Origin of the sequence: Lewinella sp. W8, from assembly GCF_004375085.3 — a bacterium.
In the GTDB taxonomy this organism is placed as follows: domain Bacteria; phylum Bacteroidota; class Bacteroidia; order Chitinophagales; family Saprospiraceae; genus Neolewinella.
In genome coordinates this window covers 142,404-161,811 of the sequence record NZ_SNAQ03000002.1, presented here as the reverse complement: position 1 = coordinate 161,811, position 19,408 = coordinate 142,404, and the positions used below count along the sequence as shown (strand labels likewise).

At 56.8% G+C, this 19,408-nt stretch carries 16 protein-coding genes; 9 read left to right on the top strand and 7 right to left on the bottom strand.

Annotated elements, in window-relative coordinates:
- Positions 1-384: 384 nt before the first annotated feature.
- Entirely contained in the window at positions 385-2,571 is a 2,187-nt protein-coding gene (locus E1J53_RS03200; protein ID WP_134271610.1) for a hypothetical protein, read from the top strand.
- Here the strand turns inward: E1J53_RS03200 and E1J53_RS03195 are convergent.
- Complete coding sequence (locus E1J53_RS03195; RefSeq protein WP_134271611.1) at positions 2,568-7,403, bottom strand: translocation/assembly module TamB domain-containing protein; 4,836 nt, start codon at positions 7,401-7,403, stop codon at positions 2,568-2,570. The genes E1J53_RS03200 and E1J53_RS03195 overlap by 4 nt on opposite strands.
- Before the next feature lie 184 nt (positions 7,404-7,587).
- Between E1J53_RS03195 and E1J53_RS24425 the strand changes: the two genes are divergently transcribed.
- Positions 7,588-7,716, top strand: a complete 129-nt coding sequence (locus E1J53_RS24425) for a hypothetical protein (RefSeq protein WP_256366167.1) — start codon at positions 7,588-7,590, stop codon at positions 7,714-7,716.
- 10 nt (positions 7,717-7,726) lie between these two features.
- On the opposite strand, the gene E1J53_RS03190 is transcribed toward E1J53_RS24425, so the two are convergent.
- The 3 genes from E1J53_RS03190 to E1J53_RS03180 form a co-directional block, all read right to left on the bottom strand.
- Positions 7,727-8,371: a cytochrome c oxidase subunit 3 gene (locus E1J53_RS03190; RefSeq protein WP_134271612.1), complete on the bottom strand. Its 645-nt coding sequence runs from the start codon at positions 8,369-8,371 to the stop codon at positions 7,727-7,729.
- A gap of 29 nt (positions 8,372-8,400) precedes the next feature.
- Positions 8,401-8,547, bottom strand: a complete 147-nt coding sequence (locus E1J53_RS03185) for a DUF2256 domain-containing protein (RefSeq protein ID WP_134271613.1) — start codon at positions 8,545-8,547, stop codon at positions 8,401-8,403.
- Between the two features lie 162 nt (positions 8,548-8,709).
- A complete protein-coding gene (locus tag E1J53_RS03180; RefSeq protein WP_134271614.1) occupies positions 8,710-8,895 on the bottom strand; it encodes a DUF6435 family protein in 186 nt (61 codons plus the stop codon).
- Positions 8,896-9,006: 111 nt separating this feature from the next.
- On the opposite strand from E1J53_RS03180, the gene E1J53_RS03175 reads away from it, so the two are divergent.
- Positions 9,007-9,288: a hypothetical protein gene (locus tag E1J53_RS03175; RefSeq protein WP_134271615.1), complete on the top strand. Its 282-nt coding sequence runs from the start codon at positions 9,007-9,009 to the stop codon at positions 9,286-9,288.
- Between the two features lie 62 nt (positions 9,289-9,350).
- Positions 9,351-10,700 (top strand): amidohydrolase family protein, encoded by a 1,350-nt coding sequence (locus tag E1J53_RS03170; RefSeq protein WP_134271616.1) that lies wholly within the window; start codon positions 9,351-9,353, stop codon positions 10,698-10,700.
- A 290-nt stretch (positions 10,701-10,990) separates the two neighbouring features.
- Here E1J53_RS03170 and E1J53_RS03165 read toward each other — a convergent pair whose 3' ends face one another.
- The gene (locus E1J53_RS03165) at positions 10,991-11,419 is read right to left on the bottom strand and encodes a VOC family protein (RefSeq protein ID WP_134271617.1); all 429 of its coding nucleotides are present in this window, start codon (positions 11,417-11,419) and stop codon (positions 10,991-10,993) included.
- A gap of 192 nt (positions 11,420-11,611) precedes the next feature.
- Here E1J53_RS03165 and E1J53_RS03160 point away from each other — a divergent pair, with 192 nt between their 5' ends.
- From E1J53_RS03160 to E1J53_RS03150, 3 genes are all read left to right on the top strand, one after another.
- Positions 11,612-12,355 (top strand): protein phosphatase 2C domain-containing protein, encoded by a 744-nt coding sequence (locus E1J53_RS03160; RefSeq protein ID WP_173021351.1) that lies wholly within the window; start codon positions 11,612-11,614, stop codon positions 12,353-12,355.
- A 683-nt stretch (positions 12,356-13,038) separates the two neighbouring features.
- Positions 13,039-13,611 (top strand): hypothetical protein, encoded by a 573-nt coding sequence (locus E1J53_RS03155; RefSeq protein WP_134271619.1) that lies wholly within the window; start codon positions 13,039-13,041, stop codon positions 13,609-13,611.
- 159 nt (positions 13,612-13,770) lie between these two features.
- Positions 13,771-14,343 (top strand): hypothetical protein, encoded by a 573-nt coding sequence (locus tag E1J53_RS03150; protein WP_134271620.1) that lies wholly within the window; start codon positions 13,771-13,773, stop codon positions 14,341-14,343.
- A gap of 177 nt (positions 14,344-14,520) precedes the next feature.
- On the opposite strand, the gene E1J53_RS03145 is transcribed toward E1J53_RS03150, so the two are convergent.
- Positions 14,521-15,057, bottom strand: a complete 537-nt coding sequence (locus E1J53_RS03145) for an RNA methyltransferase (RefSeq protein WP_134271621.1) — start codon at positions 15,055-15,057, stop codon at positions 14,521-14,523.
- A gap of 95 nt (positions 15,058-15,152) precedes the next feature.
- A complete protein-coding gene (locus tag E1J53_RS03140; protein WP_134271622.1) occupies positions 15,153-16,022 on the bottom strand; it encodes an RNA polymerase sigma factor RpoD/SigA in 870 nt (289 codons plus the stop codon).
- A gap of 194 nt (positions 16,023-16,216) precedes the next feature.
- On the opposite strand from E1J53_RS03140, the gene E1J53_RS03135 reads away from it, so the two are divergent.
- Together E1J53_RS03135 and E1J53_RS03130 are read left to right on the top strand one after the other, a co-directional pair.
- The gene (locus tag E1J53_RS03135) at positions 16,217-16,597 is read left to right on the top strand and encodes an START-like domain-containing protein (protein WP_134271623.1); all 381 of its coding nucleotides are present in this window, start codon (positions 16,217-16,219) and stop codon (positions 16,595-16,597) included.
- A 27-nt stretch (positions 16,598-16,624) separates the two neighbouring features.
- Positions 16,625-19,396, top strand: coding sequence for a hypothetical protein (locus E1J53_RS03130; protein WP_134271624.1), 2,772 nt, complete (start codon positions 16,625-16,627; stop codon positions 19,394-19,396).
- Positions 19,397-19,408 lie beyond the last annotated feature (12 nt).

The window sequence follows — 19,408 nt, the reverse complement described above, 5'->3', positions numbered from 1 at the left end:
TGTTTCGGCCCTTTGCCCTCTTTAAAGATAGGTGACCGTAAGCGGGAATCCGTACTCCCACTTGGGATAAAATCCGGTAAAGCACCAAAAAAAGCGCCAAAATTGCTAAAACTTTTCGCTCGCTTGCTTCCGTATTATGTTTGTGCGGAGAAAACCCTCCTGAAATACGGTTTAAGAGTATGAATAGTTGCATAAAAGTATTGCCGTGTGAATAAAATTCACCTAGAAAGTTGGCGAGGGTTACCCGTTGTTTACGGGCTTTATCCCCTTATTCGTGATTTTTTTAACCAAAAATCAGTCCAAACCCGGGGAATCGGCGGCCTTTTTTATGGACTCCAGCTTACGGCAGCTTTTCTCTCCGGTGGAACCCCGGTCTGCCTCCTGGTGAATACCCGGGAGGAATTGGATCGGTACCGGAAGTATCTGGCGGAAATTGGCTTCTTGTTGGACGGCACTTCCGGTGACGCTCCGCCGAAAGCCGTTCTGCCAAAGGTTTTCACACCGACGGAGCGGACCATTTTCGGACCGCATGACTTTTCACAAACGGTCGGATTCTGGCTTCCGGCAGCGGAAGAAGATGATGCGCTGTTACTTAGTCCCTTCATCTCTACGGAAGATTTTGAGTTTACTCCGGAAGAATACCTGGACTTGTCCGAGCGATTGGAGCAAACCCGTCGGAGGTACGAAAAACTGGGCCCCGTTCCCGCGGCACTGGAATCGTTGAATACCGGCTTTTTCCGACACCAGAGCCTGGCGGAATGCAAGCAAACTATTGAGGAACAGATCCACTATTTCCTGGGGGAGGCGGAAGATTTGCAACGACAGTATTCCCTGCTGCTCAACGATTATTCCCGCCAGTCCCTCTTCCGGGCCCAGCGCAGCCTGGGGCAGCGCCTTCGGGAGTTGCGTGCCCTCCGGGATTTGGTAATGGATAAGCTCCCCGCGAAGGGGCGCAAGGAGAAGAAATTAATTGGCCAACTCCTGCCGGACCTGGCCCGGTACGCGGATGCCTGGGAAACCGACTCCCCGACGGCGGATCAGCTATCGTCCGCAGAAGCGATACGTAATTGGCTGGCGGCAGAAGAAACGGCCATTGAGGAAAAGATGACGGCGACCAATCGGCAGGTGAGGGCCGATGGACTGGGATTGAGTCCCCTGACGGTAAACCCCCAGTTGGGTAAGCCCGAAGCTTTTCAGGAAGTGGAGCAGCGACTACGGGCCCTGTTGAGAACCATCAATGAGGCGGGGCTCTATCAATTGCCGGTGGGCAGGGGAGAGGCGGCCACCAGCCACCGACAATTACTGGCGGTTCGGGAGCTGGTGCAACAATTACGGAATACCGAACAACAACTGGGGCAGCTGGAAGCCTTTTATCACCGTCGGCATTTCTGGTACGCTCAACCGGCAAAACTGAGAAGGTTACTGGCTCCGCTACTGGATGCCCCCCGGGCGGATTGGCGTAAGGCCTTCGATGGTTGGTATTTTGAGCGTTGCCTGGATCGAGAGGCCATCGGCCGGGAAGGGCAACGGGAACCCGTTGACCTGAAGATCGTTGCGGAACAGTTGGAAAAGCACGCCCTCCAGGTTCGCCGGACCCCCGCCGGAACTTCCGGACTACGGGTCGTTGTCCGTGAGGACAGCGAATGGCCGTCTCCCCTGAATGATCGGGAAGTATTGATTGACCTTACCCGAGAGGATCGGGACGGGGACGCTGCTTTCGCGTTTCGGTACCACTGGAAACACCTCGATGAGCCATCTGCCGTGCCCCTGCGTACGGCGGGGTGGCGCCGACCAGGACTGTTGTTTCATCAAGAATTTGCCGTGCTGACGGCCCCGGAATGGCGCGCCGTCGGGGTAGACCAGCCGCCCGCGGGCAGTGATGGCCGCCTGGCCTTTGCGGAAAAAGATACGGGAGACTGGCAGCATTTTGACCATTGGAAAGGACGGGACATCAAGGACCTTTGCCTGTACGTTCCCACTAGCCTTTCGGAGGAGGATGAGACCTGGATCAGACGATACTGGGATTCCATTCTCCTGTTGGGTGACCGGGTGACGCTCTTTCACGACTGGGACGCCAACGCCCTGACGCAGGCGCTGATCAGTGACGGGCTGAACGCCCGCTTTCTGGCGGCGGCCCTCATCCGGGCCGCCGAGGCGGCCGGGGGAGAACCCTTCGATCAGGGGACCCTACTGGCCATCGGCCGGGAGGTTCGCCGTCGATGTGGTTTGCCGGCCCTGGAACCCCACCCGATGACCGAATACCTGCTTCCCGTCCTGAAGCAGCGACTACCCAACCACTTCTTCAGCCGTCATCGTCCCTGGCGGGACACCTTTCTTCCCCTGGAAGTTACTTCGCCTAACGGCAAAAAGGCCATTCTACTTCCGGACGGCTGGCTTCCGGGGCGGGCCGACCCGATGGCCGAAGCCTGGCGGCAACGGGAGCTGCGTACCCTGGGGTTCGACCTGATCACCATCGATGCATTAAGCCTGTGGCGCGATAAAGTAGCGGAGATTGATCGGCTCGTCGAGCACTTACGGGCTTTGGACGATGGGATAACGGAGACCAATTAATTATTTTCGTTAACGTCCTCCTTCAGCCCCCGGAACAGTTCTTTCAGGGAGTCAAATTCCCTCCGCCAGGACAAGCCCGTGCCAATTTCCAGGCGGGCACTACTGGCTACGTCCGGCTTGAAACGCTGGTAAAACCGCAGCTTGAGAGAACGGGCATCATTGAGGACGTATTCAATGATGAGGTCATTCCCCACGAAGGCTCCGGAAGCCCCCTCGGGGGTCAGATTATTGTCCAGCCAGTTCACGTCTCCGCGCAGGGTCCAGCGGTTGTTAAAGTCGCGCCGGAAAGAAAATTCTACGGCCTGGCTACGACCGTCGGTGTTCTCGTCCAGCCCGGTATTGCGGTAACTGTTGTAGGCAAAGTCAAATTCGAAGGAGGAGATGAAGGCGTCTTCCCCGAAGGCATCCTTGAGCAGGTCATTGAACAGGAGGCTCAGGTAGTTGGACAGCCATTCGCTGACAGTATTGACGGCAACGTCCGATCCGTTAAAGGACAGGTCGGACGGGAGAAATTGCCCGACGACGATGAGTCCGAAGACCTGGCGGTTCAATTCGTTCTGGTCGAGCAGCAGTAAGCGCCGCTTGTTGTTGGCGTAGCTTTCCAGCTGGCCGTCGAGCTCCGGGAAAGAAATGTCGAAGCTGATGTTTGGTTGGGTCAGAATGCCCGATAACTCCAGGATCAAATCCACCTCAGTGGGCTGACTGGCGAGGGTGGTGAGGTTGGAATTTGCGTCCGTGATGAGGTATTCCTGAATGAAATTCAGGATTGGCGTACTCAGGTTTTCGTAATCCGCCCGGATGTCAATGCGGGCCTCAAAGGGGTTGCCCTCCCAGGTCACCGTTCCGCCCGGGCGTACGGTGAATTCCTTGTTCACTACCCGGTAGAAAGTAAAGAGGTAGTCTCCCTCCGTGATGGTGTAGGTGCCAAACATTTGGAGGTCTCCGTCTCGGGGAATCCGCAGGGTCAGGTCACCGTTGCCCTGGCCCCGCAAAATGTCACCGACTTCTTCGTCAAAAATGATCTCACCCACCGCTTCTTCGGTCACCTCCAGCTCCAACTCCAGGCTGACGCCGGTGGGCTCTTCCGCAACCGTATTGGGCTCTTCTTCGGTGTAAATACTCCGGTTTACGAAGCGAACATTATCGATCGGTCCGGCCTCACTACCGTAATCAACCGGGATGGAGAGGCGACTGTCGCGTCCGACAGTGGCACGGACGTAGATGTCCGGCTGCCGGAAATCTCCGGTGAAGAAGACGCTGCCGTTGCCGACGGCCCGGCCGTAGAAGTTCGGATTCTCTCCGGGAGCCAGTTCCAGCGCCAGGAATCGGTCGGTATCGATGCGGGCGTTGAGCCCGAGATTTTTCAGTCGGTCATGGGTCACGCCACCGCTCAGGGACGCCTGGTTGCCGAGGCGGTCAATGAGCGTGGTGCCCGTCAGGTCAAAGAGTTTGTTGTCAATGTTTACCCGGCTCTGGTAGAAGCGATACCGGGTTTGCAGGTAATCAATGGTAAAGGCTCCCGCCGTGGCGTCGATGTATCCGTCAACGTCCAGTTTTTTCGTTGGCCCGACCACGTTCATCCGTGCACTGAACTCTCCCGCAATGTCGGATACGGAGCCTCCTACCCAGTATTTGGCCAACTCCAACGGATAGCCGTTGATGTTGATGCTCATGTCAAGGTAGTTCTTACGCTGGCGGGGTAGGGGGTCATTGGGGACGAGATCGGCCAGGTTAAAGGTGGCCTCCGCGATGAGCTGGGCCGTATCCCGGTTGAGGTTCATGAAGGCCGTCAGCTGCCCCCGTGGGTTGGGGGTGCGAAGGTCCATCCGGAGGTACCCGTAATCTTCGCCGTTCATGAGGAAAGTGTCCGAACGGACCTCCGCGTTCAGTCCCTCCAGCAGGAAGACGTCGTCCACCGAAGCGTAGACGTCTACCTCGCCGCTGAAATCCAACGGCTGGTAATTCCATACGGAGTCGATGAGCCCCAGGTTCATGTTGATGAAGTCCAGGTTGAGGCCATTCCGGCCCCGCTTGTTGAGCCGAATCCTACGGTTGCCACTGCTCAGGGCGAAGTTTCGGGTGTCGATGAACTGCGGACCGAAGGTGATGTAATTGTCCGGCCGGATTTCCCACTGTTCCTGAAAGAGCACGAGTAGGGACTCATCAAAGCTCAACTCAAAGTTGGTGGAGTCCGGAAGGAATAAATTACCGTTCAGGTTCACCTTACTCAGGAGGATATTGTCCTCCTCTCCACCGTAGGTCAGGCCAAACTGCACCGTATCCTGCGTAATCAGGCTCAGGAGCGTAAGTTGATTCAGCAGGGGGCGTCCGTTGACGAGGGTAGAATCAATGAGAATATCGAGTTCGCCCTCTTCCCGTTCTCCCTTGGTGCGGAGGATTAAATCCCGAAACTCAAAGTTGTCGAAGGAAAAGCTGGGCGCCAGCAGTTCCGCCCGTAACTGATCCGTAAATCCATCGTAGCTACCAATCAGCTGAACGTCCACCAGCGGGCCGAGCTTGGGCGCCAGGAGCCGGTTCAGTCCCTTGGAGTCAATGATGGTCAGGTCAAAGCTGAAGCGGTTGGGGGGAGGAATGTTGCGCGGAGCCTTCAGGTTCAGGCGCCGGGCCCAGCCCGGGTAATAGGTCCGCAGGTAGCGGGTAACGCTCGTCGTCAGGTCATCCAAATCAAAACTACCGACCACCTCCCCACGCGCAATGTCACTTTCCAGTTTCACGATTTTCTGCCCCTCCTCGTCGAATACGGAGTACGCCAACAGGCTATCGATGTCGATCGCCACGGTGTCCAGCAATACCCGGAAGCTGTCGAGGTCAACCCGACCCTCCATTTCACTGAAGACGGTGTTGATGACGTTCAGATCAACTTTTCCCGATAGGGTGATCGGGCGATTACTCAGATTGAGGGCCTGAAGGTCAAGTTCGCCTACGGTAGCGTCGAAGTCAAAAACCGGAATGCTGTCCTGGAAGTCGAGCTCTCCGAGGAAGTTGAAGTCAATGTTCTCGTCCTCGATGTCAAAACTTCCGTTGAAAAACCGGTTTTCCAGCCGGCCATCGATGCGGGCGTTTTGGTAGGTATAGTCCCGGAAGGTAAAATCCTGAATCACGGCCTCCAGGTCGGCGGTGGCCGTAGCGGCCACCAGCCCCGAGCCGTTGCGGATGGCGCCGTTGAAGTTGACGATCCCGAAATCGGGGTTCTGGGTCCAGGCACCAAGGTCGAAATTGGAGAGCTGTAGCGCCCCCCGATAATCGGCATTGGCGGAACCATTCCCGATGTCCATGCTCATGTCCAGCGCGGCGGCGCCGATGTCCGTGACCAGGTTACCCTTCGCGGCAAAATCGGTGAAGAAGCCATCAAAACGGCCACTGAAGCGCAAGCGCCCCAGGCGATCAAAGTTCGGTGGCGGAGCGAAGCCCGTAAGCAGTCGCCGCAGGGTGAACATATCCGTGTTGAGGTAGTCCAGCTTGAGGTTCAGGGCCTCGGAACCTTTCTTGGCCAGATTACGCGACGAAAACTCACCGGCCAGGTAGGTCTGTTCGTCCAGGGCCAGGGTCACGTCACGGGCACTCAGGTTGTTGACCCGCCCGCGGATGTTACCCCCCAGCCGAATGGTCCGGTTACGGTTATCGCGGAAAAACTGGTTAAATCTCAGGTTACGGGCGAAGTAGAGGATGTCCCGGACGGCAACTTCACTTTCCTGGACCTTGATGTCCATCCGAACTTCGTCGTTGAAGTCCGACCAACTGTCCCATCCGTTCCGGAAGCGGAAGTGAAGGCTGTCCGAAAGAGAGCTTTCGGCGGTCACCAGCTTCAGGTCATAGAGCTGTAATTCCGTGGGGGTGATTTTGAGGTCCTCCACGCTCAGCCGGTCCAGTACGAAGCCGGACTTTTCTTCCAGGCTCAGGTGCTTCAGGGCCGCCCGGAGTTCGTAATCCTCAAAGGAGGCGTCAATCAGTTCCAGGTCAACGTTCTCGGTTCCGAGTCGGGCGAAGTCCACGGCGGTAATGTCCGCCGCGGCGATGGGGTCCTTGCGGAAGTTGTCCAGAATGTAACTGCCGTCGATGATCTCAAACGATTCGGCCTGAAATCGCAGGGAGGCGGTATCCTCCGCCTGCGAGACGAGGGTAGAATCAATGACCAGGAGCAGACTGTCCAGCGGATTAGGTGATATGCTGGTTTGTCGGACAATGGGGCGCCGCAATTCGGCCTTCCCGATGGCAATCAATCCGTTGGGCAGGTCGAGGTCATCCAGTCGGATGACGCCCGACTCCAGGGTGACGTCAAACCGTTGCCCCCGGACACTATCGGACTGAACAAAGGAAATGTCCCGTAGATCAAGGCGGTTCAGCTTGAGGTTGAGCGGATTGCTCTTCTCCTCCTTCGGGGGAAACAAACGATCTAGGGCGGACTTCAGGTTCGTTTCCGGATCCCCCAGGTCCCGACGAATTTTGAACTGCGTGCCGGAAATGAGGATGCCGTTGATTTGCAACCCACCCCAAAAACTGAAGTCGGCCTCGAGGTGCTGACTGTAAAGCAGCGTATCTCCGTACTTGTCTTCAATGAACAGCCCGTCCAGGGACAACTCGTTGAGCCAGGAAATGTATACCTCATCAACCTTGACGGTGGTTTCCAGGGTGTTCGAGAGCCGGTGGGTGACGTAGTCCGCCAGCATCCGTTGCACGATGGGGAGCTGACTCGCTCCCACCAAAATGGCCAGTATGGTGATGAGCCAGACAAAGGCCTTGCGACCCCGGCTCCATCGCCGCTTCAGCCGCTGTTTTTTAACCGCCTTGTCAACCTGCTTGTCTTGACTCATTACGAGGGGGCGAAGATACTTCGATTCCGTAGTATCTAACGCAACAAACCGGCATGGGGTTACCCCGCACGGGCCGGAAGGCCTACCTTTTAAGGGAGTTTTAAGTTTTCGGGAATCGAAGGAACGATGATGGAGAGAAATGTCCGGCCGCTAGGGTATGCCCACGGGGAGGAAAATCACGAAAATGACGGGAGATGGCCCCGACCGTTCGGGGGAGGATTCTCCGGGAGAATGGTTTTTTAAACGGGGCGCCGAAGCGTGGAGCGTAGCGGAATACTCGGCTCAGCCGGTACGGGTGCCGGGCTACTCCTGACTGGCCTGGCCTACGGCCAGATTTGCCAGATCAGTTGGTTGACCAGGAAGAAGAGGATCAGGTAAATCCAAAGTCCGTCCAGGAAGTGCCAGTAGATGGTCAGCAGCCGGAGGTTGAGCCGCTTGTCGGGGTCGGAGAAATACACCAACACGGAAACGGGCTCCTTCATGTATTTGCGGGCCCGGTAAATGAACAGCCCCAGGAAGGGTAGTCCGCCGATGACGTGAGCGAAGTGCAGGGCGGAGATGACGTAGAGGTAGCCCGCGGAGTTGTCCGTGGTAATGTAAATCTGCTCGGAAAAGAGCTGGTACCAGGCCACGGTCTGCATTCCCATGAAGAGGAAAGAAAGCCCCATCGTCCACCAAAGCATCTTCTGGTAGGCCTCCGTATTGTCGGCCAGGTAGGCTTTTTTGGCCTGGATCATGGTGTAACTGCTCCCTAACAGAATCAGGGTATTCAGGACGAAGAGGATAGGCAGCTTGATGGGCGGCAGGTCACTCTGAATCCTGGTGTACACAAAGGCGGCCGTCATGGCCAGAAAGAGCATCGTAAGGCTAAATAGCAGCAGGGTCAGGTAAACGTTCTTCGGGTGAAACGCGAAGTTGTCTTCGGTTTCATCAACCACTTTGGGAATTTCGTGCGGACGATTGTACATCAACGGTTGTTTACGGGGGAGAAAGAATACTAAGCTTCTTGCTTGCGGTTACGGCGACACCGTTCGGAACAATACTTAACCTCGTCCCAAACCTTCGCCCATTTTTTCCGCCAGGAAAACGGCCGCCCACACACGGGACAAATTTTCTCCGGCAAATGAGGTTTCTTATGCGCCATGGGGTAGGAGGGAGGATTAAGGTTGCAGGATCAAGGATTTAGGACCAAGGTTCCAGGATTAAGTTAACCGCTGACCGCTTATCTAACAGACCAACAGACCAACAGACTAACAGACCAACAGACCAACAGACTAACAGACTAACAGACCAACAGACCAACAGACTACTTCTTCTTCTTCTTCTTCTCCTGTAATTCCACAATCTTATCCATCACCTTCTCGGCCTCGGCGGATTTTGCCGCATAGCCCTTGATGTCACCACCGCGCTGCAGCTGCATGGCTTCTTCCAGCAGGCGTTTGTGTTCCTTTTCGAGTTGCTTGACGGGATCTTTTTTGAATAGTCCAAACATGATGCACTGATTTTAATGGGTAACGGTGTTTGGGAAGGAAGGTTTTGCGTGCTCCGTATTCCGACGGATTTTACTACTTTGGACCACCTTTTTGCCCGCCAACTATTGATCATGCCAAACCACAAAAAATCCTCTCCGCAGGACGATCCGGTGACTCCGGGAAGCGACCTTTACTTCATCCGGCTCATCCGCCCCCACCTCGGGGAAGTCTGGGATGAAGTGAAGCCCAAACTCCTCGCCCAGTTACCACCGGACGTGGACCCGGGACTCCTGGCCAAGTACGTGGACGATTCCCCCCGCCCCTCCATTCACCTCAACGATTTCGGGGTTGAACCCCGCTTCTACGCTCACCGGAATTCCCGCCGCCTCCTGGAATTCTACCGCAGCAAATAACCCACTACCCCCTACCTGCTACCCGCTCCCCACTTCCTCCTCCACCCACTACCTCCACTACCATGCTCCTCCGCCTTCTGCTCCTCTCCGCTCTACTTTGCACCTGCGCGTTGTCGCCCACATCCACGCTATCCGCCCAACGAGTAAAGGCCCTCGTCGGGGGAACCCTGATTGACGGTTTCGGCGGCACGCCCGTGCGCAACAGCGTGGTCCTCGTCGAAGGTGACCGGATCACCGAAGTGGGGACCCGGGCGGAAGTCGAGATCCCCGCCGGAGCGGAAATCATTTCCACCGAGGGGATGAGCGTGCTGCCCGGCCTGTGGGACATGCACGTGCACCTGATGATCAACGGCCACAGTGATTATGCCTACTGGGATACCGTCATGCCGCCCTACCTGGAGGAAATCATCATGCCCGCTTCGGCTAAGCAACTATTGATGGCCGGCGTCACCAGTGCCCGCGACCTCGGCGGCCCCCTCAAGGAATCCCTGGCCGTTCGTGACCGCGTAAATAGCGGGGAATTGCCCGGCCCAACGCTGTACGTCAGCGGCCCTTTCCTCCAGGCCAAACCCTATCCCGGGACGGAGGCCTTCCGCTGGGGCGTGCAGTCGGTGGCCGAGGCGAGAAGTAAAGTCCGGCAGCTGGCCGAGGCCGGCGTGGATTGCATCAAAGTGGTGGATCAGGATCACATTCCCATGGACGCCTTCATGGCGCTAGTGGACGAAGCCCACCGACATAACCTGACCGTAGTGGCGCACAGCCACCGACCCGAAGAAATCCGCCGCGGCCTGAAGGCCGGGGTGGACTGCTTCGAGCATACTGGTCTCTCTTCCGCTCCGGAGTACCCGGCGGACGTGATGGACATGATCAAGGAGCGCACCGCGCAGATGAATCTGGGGCCCCTGTACTGGACGCCCACCGTAGAGGGATTGTACAACTACGAGTACACCCGGGACAACCCCGAAGCGCTCGACAACGACTGCTGGCACGAGGGCCTGCCGCAAAGCATCATTGACGATATCCGCGCCAGCATCCACCGGCCCGGTCAGTTACCCTACTTCCAGCTTACCCCCATCCGTCGGCCCACCCTGCAGCGAAAGGTCACCCAGCTCAAGGAGGCCGGGGTGGTACTGATGATCGGTACGGACTCGGGTATTCCGATGAAGTTCCACTGCCAGAGTACCTGGAATGAGCTGGACGTCTGGACCAACGAATTTGATTTCGCCAGCATGTACACCATCAAGGCCGCCACCTACTGGCCCGCCAAAATGATGGGCGTTGACCGGGACTACGGCACCATCTCCGCCGGCAAATTTGCCGACATCATTGCCGTTAAGGGCGACGTCCTGCGCCACATCGCCCTCCTCCAGGACGTGGATATGGTCATGAAGCACGGCAAGCGGGTGAAGTAGGCTGAGGCCCAGGCTAAGGTTCGGAAATGAACTCCGGAACCGGTTTGCTCCGCAAGCTGGTCGTGGGTGTTGAGGCTAAGGTGAAGGCTAAGGATAAGCACTGAGAAAAGTAGCGTAACGCTCATCAGGGCATCGGAGTAGGCGCGCAATACTTTGCGCGCCCACCGGGCGTCAACCATTCCGACCGCGATGGCTTGGCCATCGCGTTTTTGACTCTGCTGATATGATGTCCACCTCCTAACCGGTGTTACAACCAGCAACCAGCAACCAACCTCGGCGCCCCGCGCCGTCTACCCATTCAGCTGCTTGGCGAACAGGCGCGAAATATCCTTGAAGGCCTTGAATTCCAGGGCGTTGCCGGCCGGATCGTAGAAAAACATAGTGTTTTGCTCTCCGGGGAGGCCGGTGAAGCGCACGTATGGTTCGATTTCAAACTGGACGCCGTGGCTCCGCAGCCGTTCGGCGAAGGCTTCAAACTGATTCCACTCGAGGACTACGCCAAAGTGCGGCACCGGCACGTGCTTGCCGTCCACCTCGTTGCGGTGATCCTCCTCCTCTTTTTTTGGGGCAAGGTGGGCGACCAGCTGGTGGCCGAAGAGGTCAAAGTCAATCCATTCGGTGTCTTCCCGGCCTTCGGGGCAACCCAAAACGGTACCGTAAAAGTGACGGGCTTTTTCGAGGTCATCGACCGGAACGGCCAGGTGAAAAGGTTGAATCATCGCTAGATTGTTTTAGGCTGATAAAGGTACTCGCTGATTCGCTAAATCGTCCTCCCGCACGGGACATATTTCGGTGACTTCGAGGGCGTGAGACAATGGAAGATGTCACCAGGCGGAATAAGAATATTGGCTGACGCAGGTGCCGGGGATATCGGTGTGGCCATAATATCCGCTACGGACTATTTTTGTTCCGTGCAATTAATCACCCACTCCCAGATCGGGACCCACCACACCGACCATAACGAAGACGCCCTGGTGGCCGAAGAACTTACGCCGGAACATTACTTACTGGCCGTCATGGACGGATGCTCATCGGGGCAGGAAAGTCATTTTGCCGCCGGCCTGATCACCAAAATACTGCGCAAGATTGCCCGGCAAACCAATCTGCGCACCTTCGCTGAGCGCCGCACGCCGGGCGTGCAGGAACTGCTGAAGGATACGGTGCGGCAGTTATTTACCACGCTGCGGGACCAGAAGGCTTTGCTGGACATTGGGCGGTACGAATTACTGACTACCCTGGTCCTGGCCGTCGTGGACGTCAAACAACGGACGGGGGAGATCATCGTGGTGGGCGACGGCCTCGTCGCCGTCAACGGCGAGATCACCGAGGTCGATCAGGATAACCAACCGGATTACCTCGGCTATCACCTCGACGAGCCCTTCGAGGAGTGGTGGCCCCGGCAGCAACAGTATTTCTCCGCCGAAGACATCACCGATTTCAGTCTGGCCACCGATGGCCTGCACACCTTTCGCCTGACCAGTCCGGAATCCTTTCCGCCCATCGGGGAGGAGGAGATCATCCGCTACCTGCTCGAAGACCGGGAGGAAGAGGTGGATGCCTTCATGCTGCGCCGAAAGCTGCTGATGCTGGAAGAAACCCACGGGCTTAAGCCCACGGATGATCTGACGATTGTGCGGTTGTTGCTGGGGGATTAATTTAATCCACGACTTGATCATTAAAGAACCAAGAATATGCAGTTTTATCGCAATGTAATAATCCCGGTGCTATTGATTTTTGGAACTTCGCTGAGTGCCCAGGACACTCCTCAGAGTATCGTGGAAAGATTTTTTAAGGTCTATGAGGACCAAAATATTTCCAGCGCCATTGATTTCTATTTTCCGGATAACCGATGGACCCAAAGTATCGGGGAGGACCTGGAAAAACTCAAGGCTAATTGCGAGAATTATTTCTCAGAAGGGTACTCTGGGCAGTACTTCGGATACGAAATGATCAGGACTGACGAACTAGGGAAGCACTACCGAAAAATAACCTGCCTCGTAAGATTTGAACGCCAACCTTTTCGGTTCGTCTTTGTGCTTTACAAGCCGAATGATCGGTGGAAAGGACAGAATTTTTTCTTTAGCGATAAGGTAGAAGAAACAGGAGGGTAGTGTTTTAGGTCTCTGATTGTGAGTAGCTTGTAGGTGAAATTACCTGATTTTATGCGGGAACTACGGGTTTTCCGAAAATTTCCTTGGCCAGTGTTTGATGGGGGCACTAACTTCTTCTCGATACATCCCTCTACATACTCTTAAGATGCTCCAACAAGGCTGTTTGATTCCTATCTGGTGGTGTTTCCAGGGTAGGAGGGGATTGGATTTTCTAAACTAGTATTGCTATGAATTCTTCTTTGAAACAGTTTTTATCCCTCTGCCTTCCCGTCCTTGCCACCCTATGTCTCGGGGCCGCCATGACCAGTTGCGAGAAAGAGGCCCTCATTCCCGTCGGTACTCATGATGAAGTCACCGAGCTCAACTCTTTGGAGAAGAGCGGTAGGATCATTCACCGGGTATCCGTTGGCAGTCCGGATGCCTGTGAGGCACTGGGTCAACCGCAAGGTTGCGATGCCAACTTCTCCCTGATCGCCCTCATGCACGCTGACGGAACGGTGAAGGGGCAGTACCATGACCAGTTCTCCAGTGGTAATGGAGGAGTCCACGTTGACGTAGACTGCCTGATCGTTGACGGTAACCGTGCCATCATTGGCGGAGTGATCAAAAAGGGTCCCGCTGAGGGACCTTATCAGGTTGGCACGCGAGTGGTTACTTCGGTTTGGGACAACGGTACTTCGGCTAATGATGATCCGGACGCCATTAGCTTCACCTACTCAGTACCTGGAAGTTGTGATGTCTACGCCAACGCCCAGTTTGCTGTCCTGCCACTCACGGCTGGTCAGGTAAGCATCCGGTAGATTCAGTCAGGTAACATAATTTTTTGATCGCTGTCGTTTTCGGGCTTAGCCCAAAAACGACAGCATCTTTTTAAGTAAGGCTGTCTTGCGTTGTAACAAGGCCCGGATTCAGTGGATAAAGGAGCAAATAGCGGTAATGCCGCGCAAAACCCTTATCCCATGAACACGAACACAAAAGTATTCTCCCTCCTTGGTGCCTTTCTGGTCTTCCTCTCCATGGCCTGCGACCCCTGCGACGACCCCGGTGTGGTGGAGATTGATTTCTCCGACACTTCCTTCCCGGAAGTCTACTGGCAGGTCACCACGACCAGCGTGACGCCGGGGGGCATCGCCAGTTCCATTTCCCTCATCACCACGCCCGGACAAACGATCTCCATGGCCACCAACGAAACGGTGGAACTGGAGCTGATCGGCACCGATAACCAGAGCGGGATCAAGTGGATGGACATTGAGGGGGGCTTCGGCTACACCTGTCAGCAGGGCAATCAGGCCTTTGCCTTCAGTGGCATCGTGCCCGGCAACAAGATCTTCTACGGGCAGGCGGAAACGGAATGCGGTACGGCGGAAGCCAACTACCCCGTATTCCTTATCGACGGTAGTAGCTTCTGCAATTCTCCCGGACAGAGCCTGACCGAAGGCGGCTATTCCCTGCTCGGGTCCGCCAACAACAACGTGGACCTGACCAGCGGCATCGACCTGCAGGTACTGATTGTTCCCGCTTCGGGAAGCTGATGCCCTGGGCCACCAGTCGCTGGCTGTTCCGTGAATGAATCATTTGGCAATCTTGTAGCGGTAGGAAATTTCCTGCCGCTATGGTTTGCATTACTGATTTGTCGCGATTCCGCAGGAATCGCCGATGAAACCTCACGTTAATACTGCTCAGAGAACCGGCTGCGGAAACTAGCCCGACTACATCCTTAATTTCCGACTGAGCTCGTACACCAGCAGTCCCGTGGCGACCGCCACGTTGAGGCTGTGCTTGGTGCCGAACTGTTCTATCTCGATGGCGCCGTCGGCGGCGTCAAGGATGGCCTGCTGGACGCCGTTGACCTCGTTACCGACGACGATGACGAGTGGCTGCGCGCCCGCGGGCGCGAAATCCCGTAACCGGATACTTTGCTCCGTTTGTTCCAGGCAATGCACCTGCGCGCCGTCGCCCCGCAACTCCTGCACCAGGGCGACGGCGTCGTCGTGATGGGACCACGAGACGGTACTGCTGGCCCCCAGTGCGGTCTTCAGGATGTCCCGGTGGGGTGGGGTGGCCGTGATGCCACACAGGTAGAGATGCCGGAGCGCAAAGCAGTCGGCCGTCCGGAAGATGCTGCCCACGTTGTTGGCCGAACGGATGTCGTTGAGCAGGAGCGCCACGGGAATCTTTTCCGTCTGGGCGTACTCCCGGGGACTGAGGCGGTTCAGTTCCACCATGGTTTTCTTGCGGTAGGGCATGCGCTTGGGGGTAAAATTCAACAGCGCCCTCCAACCGGGGTCGAAGAGCGCTGTGGGCCCGGACGGGAAGGCGTCCGGAGGGAAAAATATTTTGGTTAGCTACCGAGGTAGTTCTTCAGCAGTTTGGAACGGTTGGCGCTGCGGAGTTTGTTGATGGCCTTGTCCTTGATCTGACGTACGCGCTCCCGCGTCAGGCCGAACTTTTCCCCGATGTCTTCCAGGCTCATGGGGTGTTCCACGCCGATGCCGTAGTAGAGCTTGATGACGTCGCACTGCCGCTCGGTGAGGGTGCCGAGGCTGCGGTCAATCTCGCGGCGGAGGGATTCTTTGTACTCCAGGGCGGAGTCGGTGCCGGGCGTGGCCGTGTTGGCGAGCACGTCGAGCAGACTGTTGTCTTCCCCTTCCACGAAGGGAGCGTCCATGCTCACGTGGCGGGCCGCCACGCCGAGGGTGGTTTCCACTTCTTCGGCGGCGATGTCCAGCTGCTCGGCGAGTTCCTCACTGCTGGGTTCGCGTTCGAAGGTCTGCTCCAGCATGGAGAAGGCCTTGTTGATTTTATTGAGGGAGCCCACCTTGTTCAGGGGAAGGCGAACGATCCGGGATTGCTCGGCCAATGCCTGGAGGATGGACTGGCGAATCCACCATACGGCGTAGGAGATGAATTTGAAGCCCCGCGTCTCGTCAAAACGCTGGGCGGCCTTGATGAGACCGAGGTTACCCTCGTTGATCAAATCGGACAGACTGAGGCCCTGGTTCTGGTACTGCTTGGCCACGGAAACAACGAAGCGCAGGTTGGCTTTGGTCAGTTTTTCCAGGGCGATCTGGTCTCCCTGTTTGATGCGCTTGGCCAGATCAACTTCCTCCTCCGGAGTCAACAGATCGACCTTGCCGATTTCTTGCAGGTATTTCTCGAGCGATTGACTCTCACGGTTGGTTATCGACTTGGTAATCTTAAGTTGTCTCATACAGGAGGAACGTTTTGAAAAGCGGGCGCAAAATTAAGGTTATTTCCCTTAGGAATCAAGAGTTTAAGGGGAGAATCGCCATTGTAGTTTATGGAACACTATAACGCAACAATAGGTTTGCGAAGAAATGTTTTTTGGTAGTCTCAACATATTTACCTTAATTGGCCGCCCACATCTCCCCCCAATGCACTGATATGGAACGCGTTAAGTTTACATCCGAGTTCATCTTCCGGGCTTCGCCCAGCATTATCTACCAGTTCCTTACGGATCCGGCCTGCCTTACCCGTTGGTTTTGTGATGAAGTGGACATCAATGACCAGACCTATACCTTCGTCTGGAACGGTGCCGCCGAGATTGCCGAGCTGATTGAAGACAAGGAACCCGAAATGGTACGTTTTGCGTGGGAGGATGCCGATGACGAGGATGAATACCTGGAGTTCAGCATTGGAAAGAGCCCGGTTACGGGGGAAACCATCGTTCACGTCACGGACTTTGCCGACGACGATGAAGTCGATGACCAGCGTGCCCTCTGGGAAAAGCAGCTCGGAAGGATGAAAGCCGCCATGGGAGGGTAATTTCACTCCGGTACACCTTTCTTCCCTATGACAATTTTTCTGGGTCTTTCTTTTGCGGACCAACATCAGCTCGGCAGCCCTCCGGCGGCGAGCATGGACCAACATTTAATGGATCCCGATGGCCTGCTGGCCTGGCTGGAACAATTCTACGCGCTGGGTACCCCACGGGTGAACAGGCGGGCGCTGCGCGTGGAGCAGTACCGGCAGCTGCTACAGGAACACCTCTCCCGGGCGGATGCCGTACCCTTCTACGCCCACTCCTTTCGGGCGGACCCCTTCGCCACCGCCGAAGAACTACTGAGCCGGCGAGACGAATTGCTCAGCGCCGGATACCTCCTGGGCGTTGCTCCGGAAGCGGAAACTCCCACCAGGATTCGCGTGCTCCACGAGGTGGAAGCCCTGCTGCTGGACGACCGTCTGGCCCTGAACCTGATGGCCGGTCCGGCGGACCGCCTGAATATGCTGCTGTCCGTACTCCCGGAAGCCAGGCACCCCGCTTTCGAGCTGTTCCATCACGAACCCCGGCATCTGCTGCCCCCCGGAACGCGGCGGTTACTGGGTGCCCTGGCGGATGCCGGAACTTCCGTGCAACCCCTACCCGAACCCGTTACCGGGGCGACGGATTCGGATCTCGGCCGTTGGCGGTCGCTGATGCTGGGGAAGGATGCTCCCGGTCCGCTGACGGGAGACGGGAGCCTGATCATCCTCCGGGCCCAGCGCGAAACCCACCTGGCGGCTTACCTGGCCCGGACCTTGCGGGACAACAACGACTGGAGGCCCGGAGTACTCATGCCCCGCCGGAACCAAACCCTGGACAATGCCCTGCTGGCCGAGGGACTACCGAGTATGGGGGTGCCCACCACCTCCCTGGCCCGCCCGACCCTGCAGGTACTCAAGCTGATCACCGCCTTCCTCTGGGAACCCATCGAAGTGGAGCGAATCATGGAATTCGTGAGCCTGGTGACCAAACCCCTCGACCGTCGGCTGGGGCAGCGGATCGCCTATTTCCTGGCGGATACTCCGGGCTTGTTCGGCCGGCGGTGGGTGGCCATGCTCGAAGGCTTTTTTACCGAAATGAAGGAGGTGCGCGGATGGTCCGATGGTCGGATCAGCGACGTACGACAGCAGTACGAAACCTGGTTTCGGCGTAGCCAGTACCCGCGGGAAGAGCGGGTGCCCAAAACGGAGATTCGGAAGTTGTTCCTGACCCTGGGGAACTGGGCTCGGGAAAATTACGACGATCAGCAGCCCCATTCGGGCCTGCTGGTCCTGGCCGCCCAGTGTCAACGTGCGATTGAATTGCTGGACGTCCTGCCGGAAGAGGGCCTGAACTATCTCGGCGTGGAACGGCTGGTACGAACGGTTTACGAGCCCGCCCCCCTCCAGTTCGAGGTCAAGGAACAGGGCTCCCTGTCCGTCATTTACTCTCCCGCCTCCGCGGCCAGTATTCCCGGTTATGAACCAACCGAGGGTCTGATCTGGTGGGACTTTGTGGAAACGGAATCCGACTACTTTTTTAGTCGCCACTATCCCGAAGAATTATCCTACCTGAACGAACGGGGGATTTCCCTGAACGGTCCCGGAGAAAGCAATGAGTTGTCCATCTGGCAAAGCCTCCGGCCCCTGGCCGTAGCGCAGCGACAGCTGGTGCTGTGCGTGCCGGATCGGGTGGACGGCAGCCCCATGGAGCCGCATCCGCTGTGGGGAGACCTGGAAGCGGCCTTCCCGGACGGAGCACTGGAAAAAATCACCATCAACGTAGATGCGGGAGGGCAGGCCACCTCGGACCGGTTTGGTTTGCGATTACCGTCCTTCGCCCCCGTGCCTTTGGACCTGCTGGCTACCCCCGTACCCGTGCTGCAACTCGGAGACGATCAGCCCATCGTTCCCCGGGAGATGGAGACCCCCACCGCCGTAGAAGACCTGCTGTATTATCCCTACAAGTGGGTGTTTCGACACCGGTTGGCCCTGAAGGGAGCGCCGATACTATCCATTGCTTCAGAGAACCGGCTGCGGGGTAACCTCAGCCACCTATTCATCGAACGTCTGCTACGACAGATCAAAGCGGATGATCGCAGTTATTCCCGCGAGGACGTCGGGGCGTGGATCAATCAGCATGCGGAGCGGTTGCTGGCGACCGAGGGGGCCGTATTGCTCGAATACGGTCAGGAGCCCGAGCGGATTAAATTTATCCGGACCATACACTACGCGGCCTGGTCGCTGGTGGATTACATTCAGCGCAACGGTTGGAAGGTCCACGGCTCGGAAATGAAGCTGGAGGGAGAACTAGCTCCCATGGGGGGGCAACAAATTACCGGGCGTGCGGACCTGGTGCTCGAGCGGAGCAAGGACGGCAAGCAGGAATTTGCCGTCGTTGACCTGAAGTGGCGGGGTAAGTCCGTGTTCAGAAACCTGATTCGTAACGCTAAGGATCTCCAACTCTGCCTCTACGCGGACTTTTTGCGAACGGGCGATACGGACTGCGTACATACGGCCTATTACATCATCCGCGATGCTCTGCTGATGGCCAGAAATGAACTGGCCTTTACGCAGATTGAGACGGTACCGGCCGCCGACGACTTTACCGTCGTACAACAGCAAACCCTGACCAGGATTCGCAATACCTTCAACTGGCGCTGGGAACAACTGGCCGAAGGGAAGGTAGAAATCCGGTGCCGGGAAACCCTTGGCTTCCTGGAGGATCTGTATCTGGAGGTGCCCCACGACGACCTACTGGAAATGGAACAGGAGGACGCCCGCTTTGACGATTACCGGAGCCTGATTGGCCTGGTGCGTTGATCCCTGATTCCC

Bases quoted from the DNA above. Each gene is read 5' to 3' on its own strand.
- E1J53_RS03195 (WP_134271611.1), bottom strand. From the start codon at position 7,403: ATGAGTCAAGACAAGCAGGTTGACAAGGCGGTTAAAAAACAGCGGCTG.
- E1J53_RS24425 (WP_256366167.1), top strand. From the start codon at position 7,588: ATGACGGGAGATGGCCCCGACCGTTCGGGGGAGGATTCTCCGGGAGAA.
- E1J53_RS03190 (WP_134271612.1), bottom strand. From the start codon at position 8,371: ATGTACAATCGTCCGCACGAAATTCCCAAAGTGGTTGATGAAACCGAA.
- E1J53_RS03185 (WP_134271613.1), bottom strand. From the start codon at position 8,547: ATGGCGCATAAGAAACCTCATTTGCCGGAGAAAATTTGTCCCGTGTGT.
- E1J53_RS03180 (WP_134271614.1), bottom strand. From the start codon at position 8,895: ATGTTTGGACTATTCAAAAAAGATCCCGTCAAGCAACTCGAAAAGGAA.
- E1J53_RS03175 (WP_134271615.1), top strand. From the start codon at position 9,007: ATGCCAAACCACAAAAAATCCTCTCCGCAGGACGATCCGGTGACTCCG.
- E1J53_RS03170 (WP_134271616.1), top strand. From the start codon at position 9,351: ATGCTCCTCCGCCTTCTGCTCCTCTCCGCTCTACTTTGCACCTGCGCG.
- E1J53_RS03165 (WP_134271617.1), bottom strand. From the start codon at position 11,419: ATGATTCAACCTTTTCACCTGGCCGTTCCGGTCGATGACCTCGAAAAA.
- E1J53_RS03155 (WP_134271619.1), top strand. From the start codon at position 13,039: ATGAATTCTTCTTTGAAACAGTTTTTATCCCTCTGCCTTCCCGTCCTT.
- E1J53_RS03150 (WP_134271620.1), top strand. From the start codon at position 13,771: ATGAACACGAACACAAAAGTATTCTCCCTCCTTGGTGCCTTTCTGGTC.
- E1J53_RS03145 (WP_134271621.1), bottom strand. From the start codon at position 15,057: ATGCCCTACCGCAAGAAAACCATGGTGGAACTGAACCGCCTCAGTCCC.
- E1J53_RS03140 (WP_134271622.1), bottom strand. From the start codon at position 16,022: ATGAGACAACTTAAGATTACCAAGTCGATAACCAACCGTGAGAGTCAA.
- E1J53_RS03135 (WP_134271623.1), top strand. From the start codon at position 16,217: ATGGAACGCGTTAAGTTTACATCCGAGTTCATCTTCCGGGCTTCGCCC.
- E1J53_RS03130 (WP_134271624.1), top strand. From the start codon at position 16,625: ATGACAATTTTTCTGGGTCTTTCTTTTGCGGACCAACATCAGCTCGGC.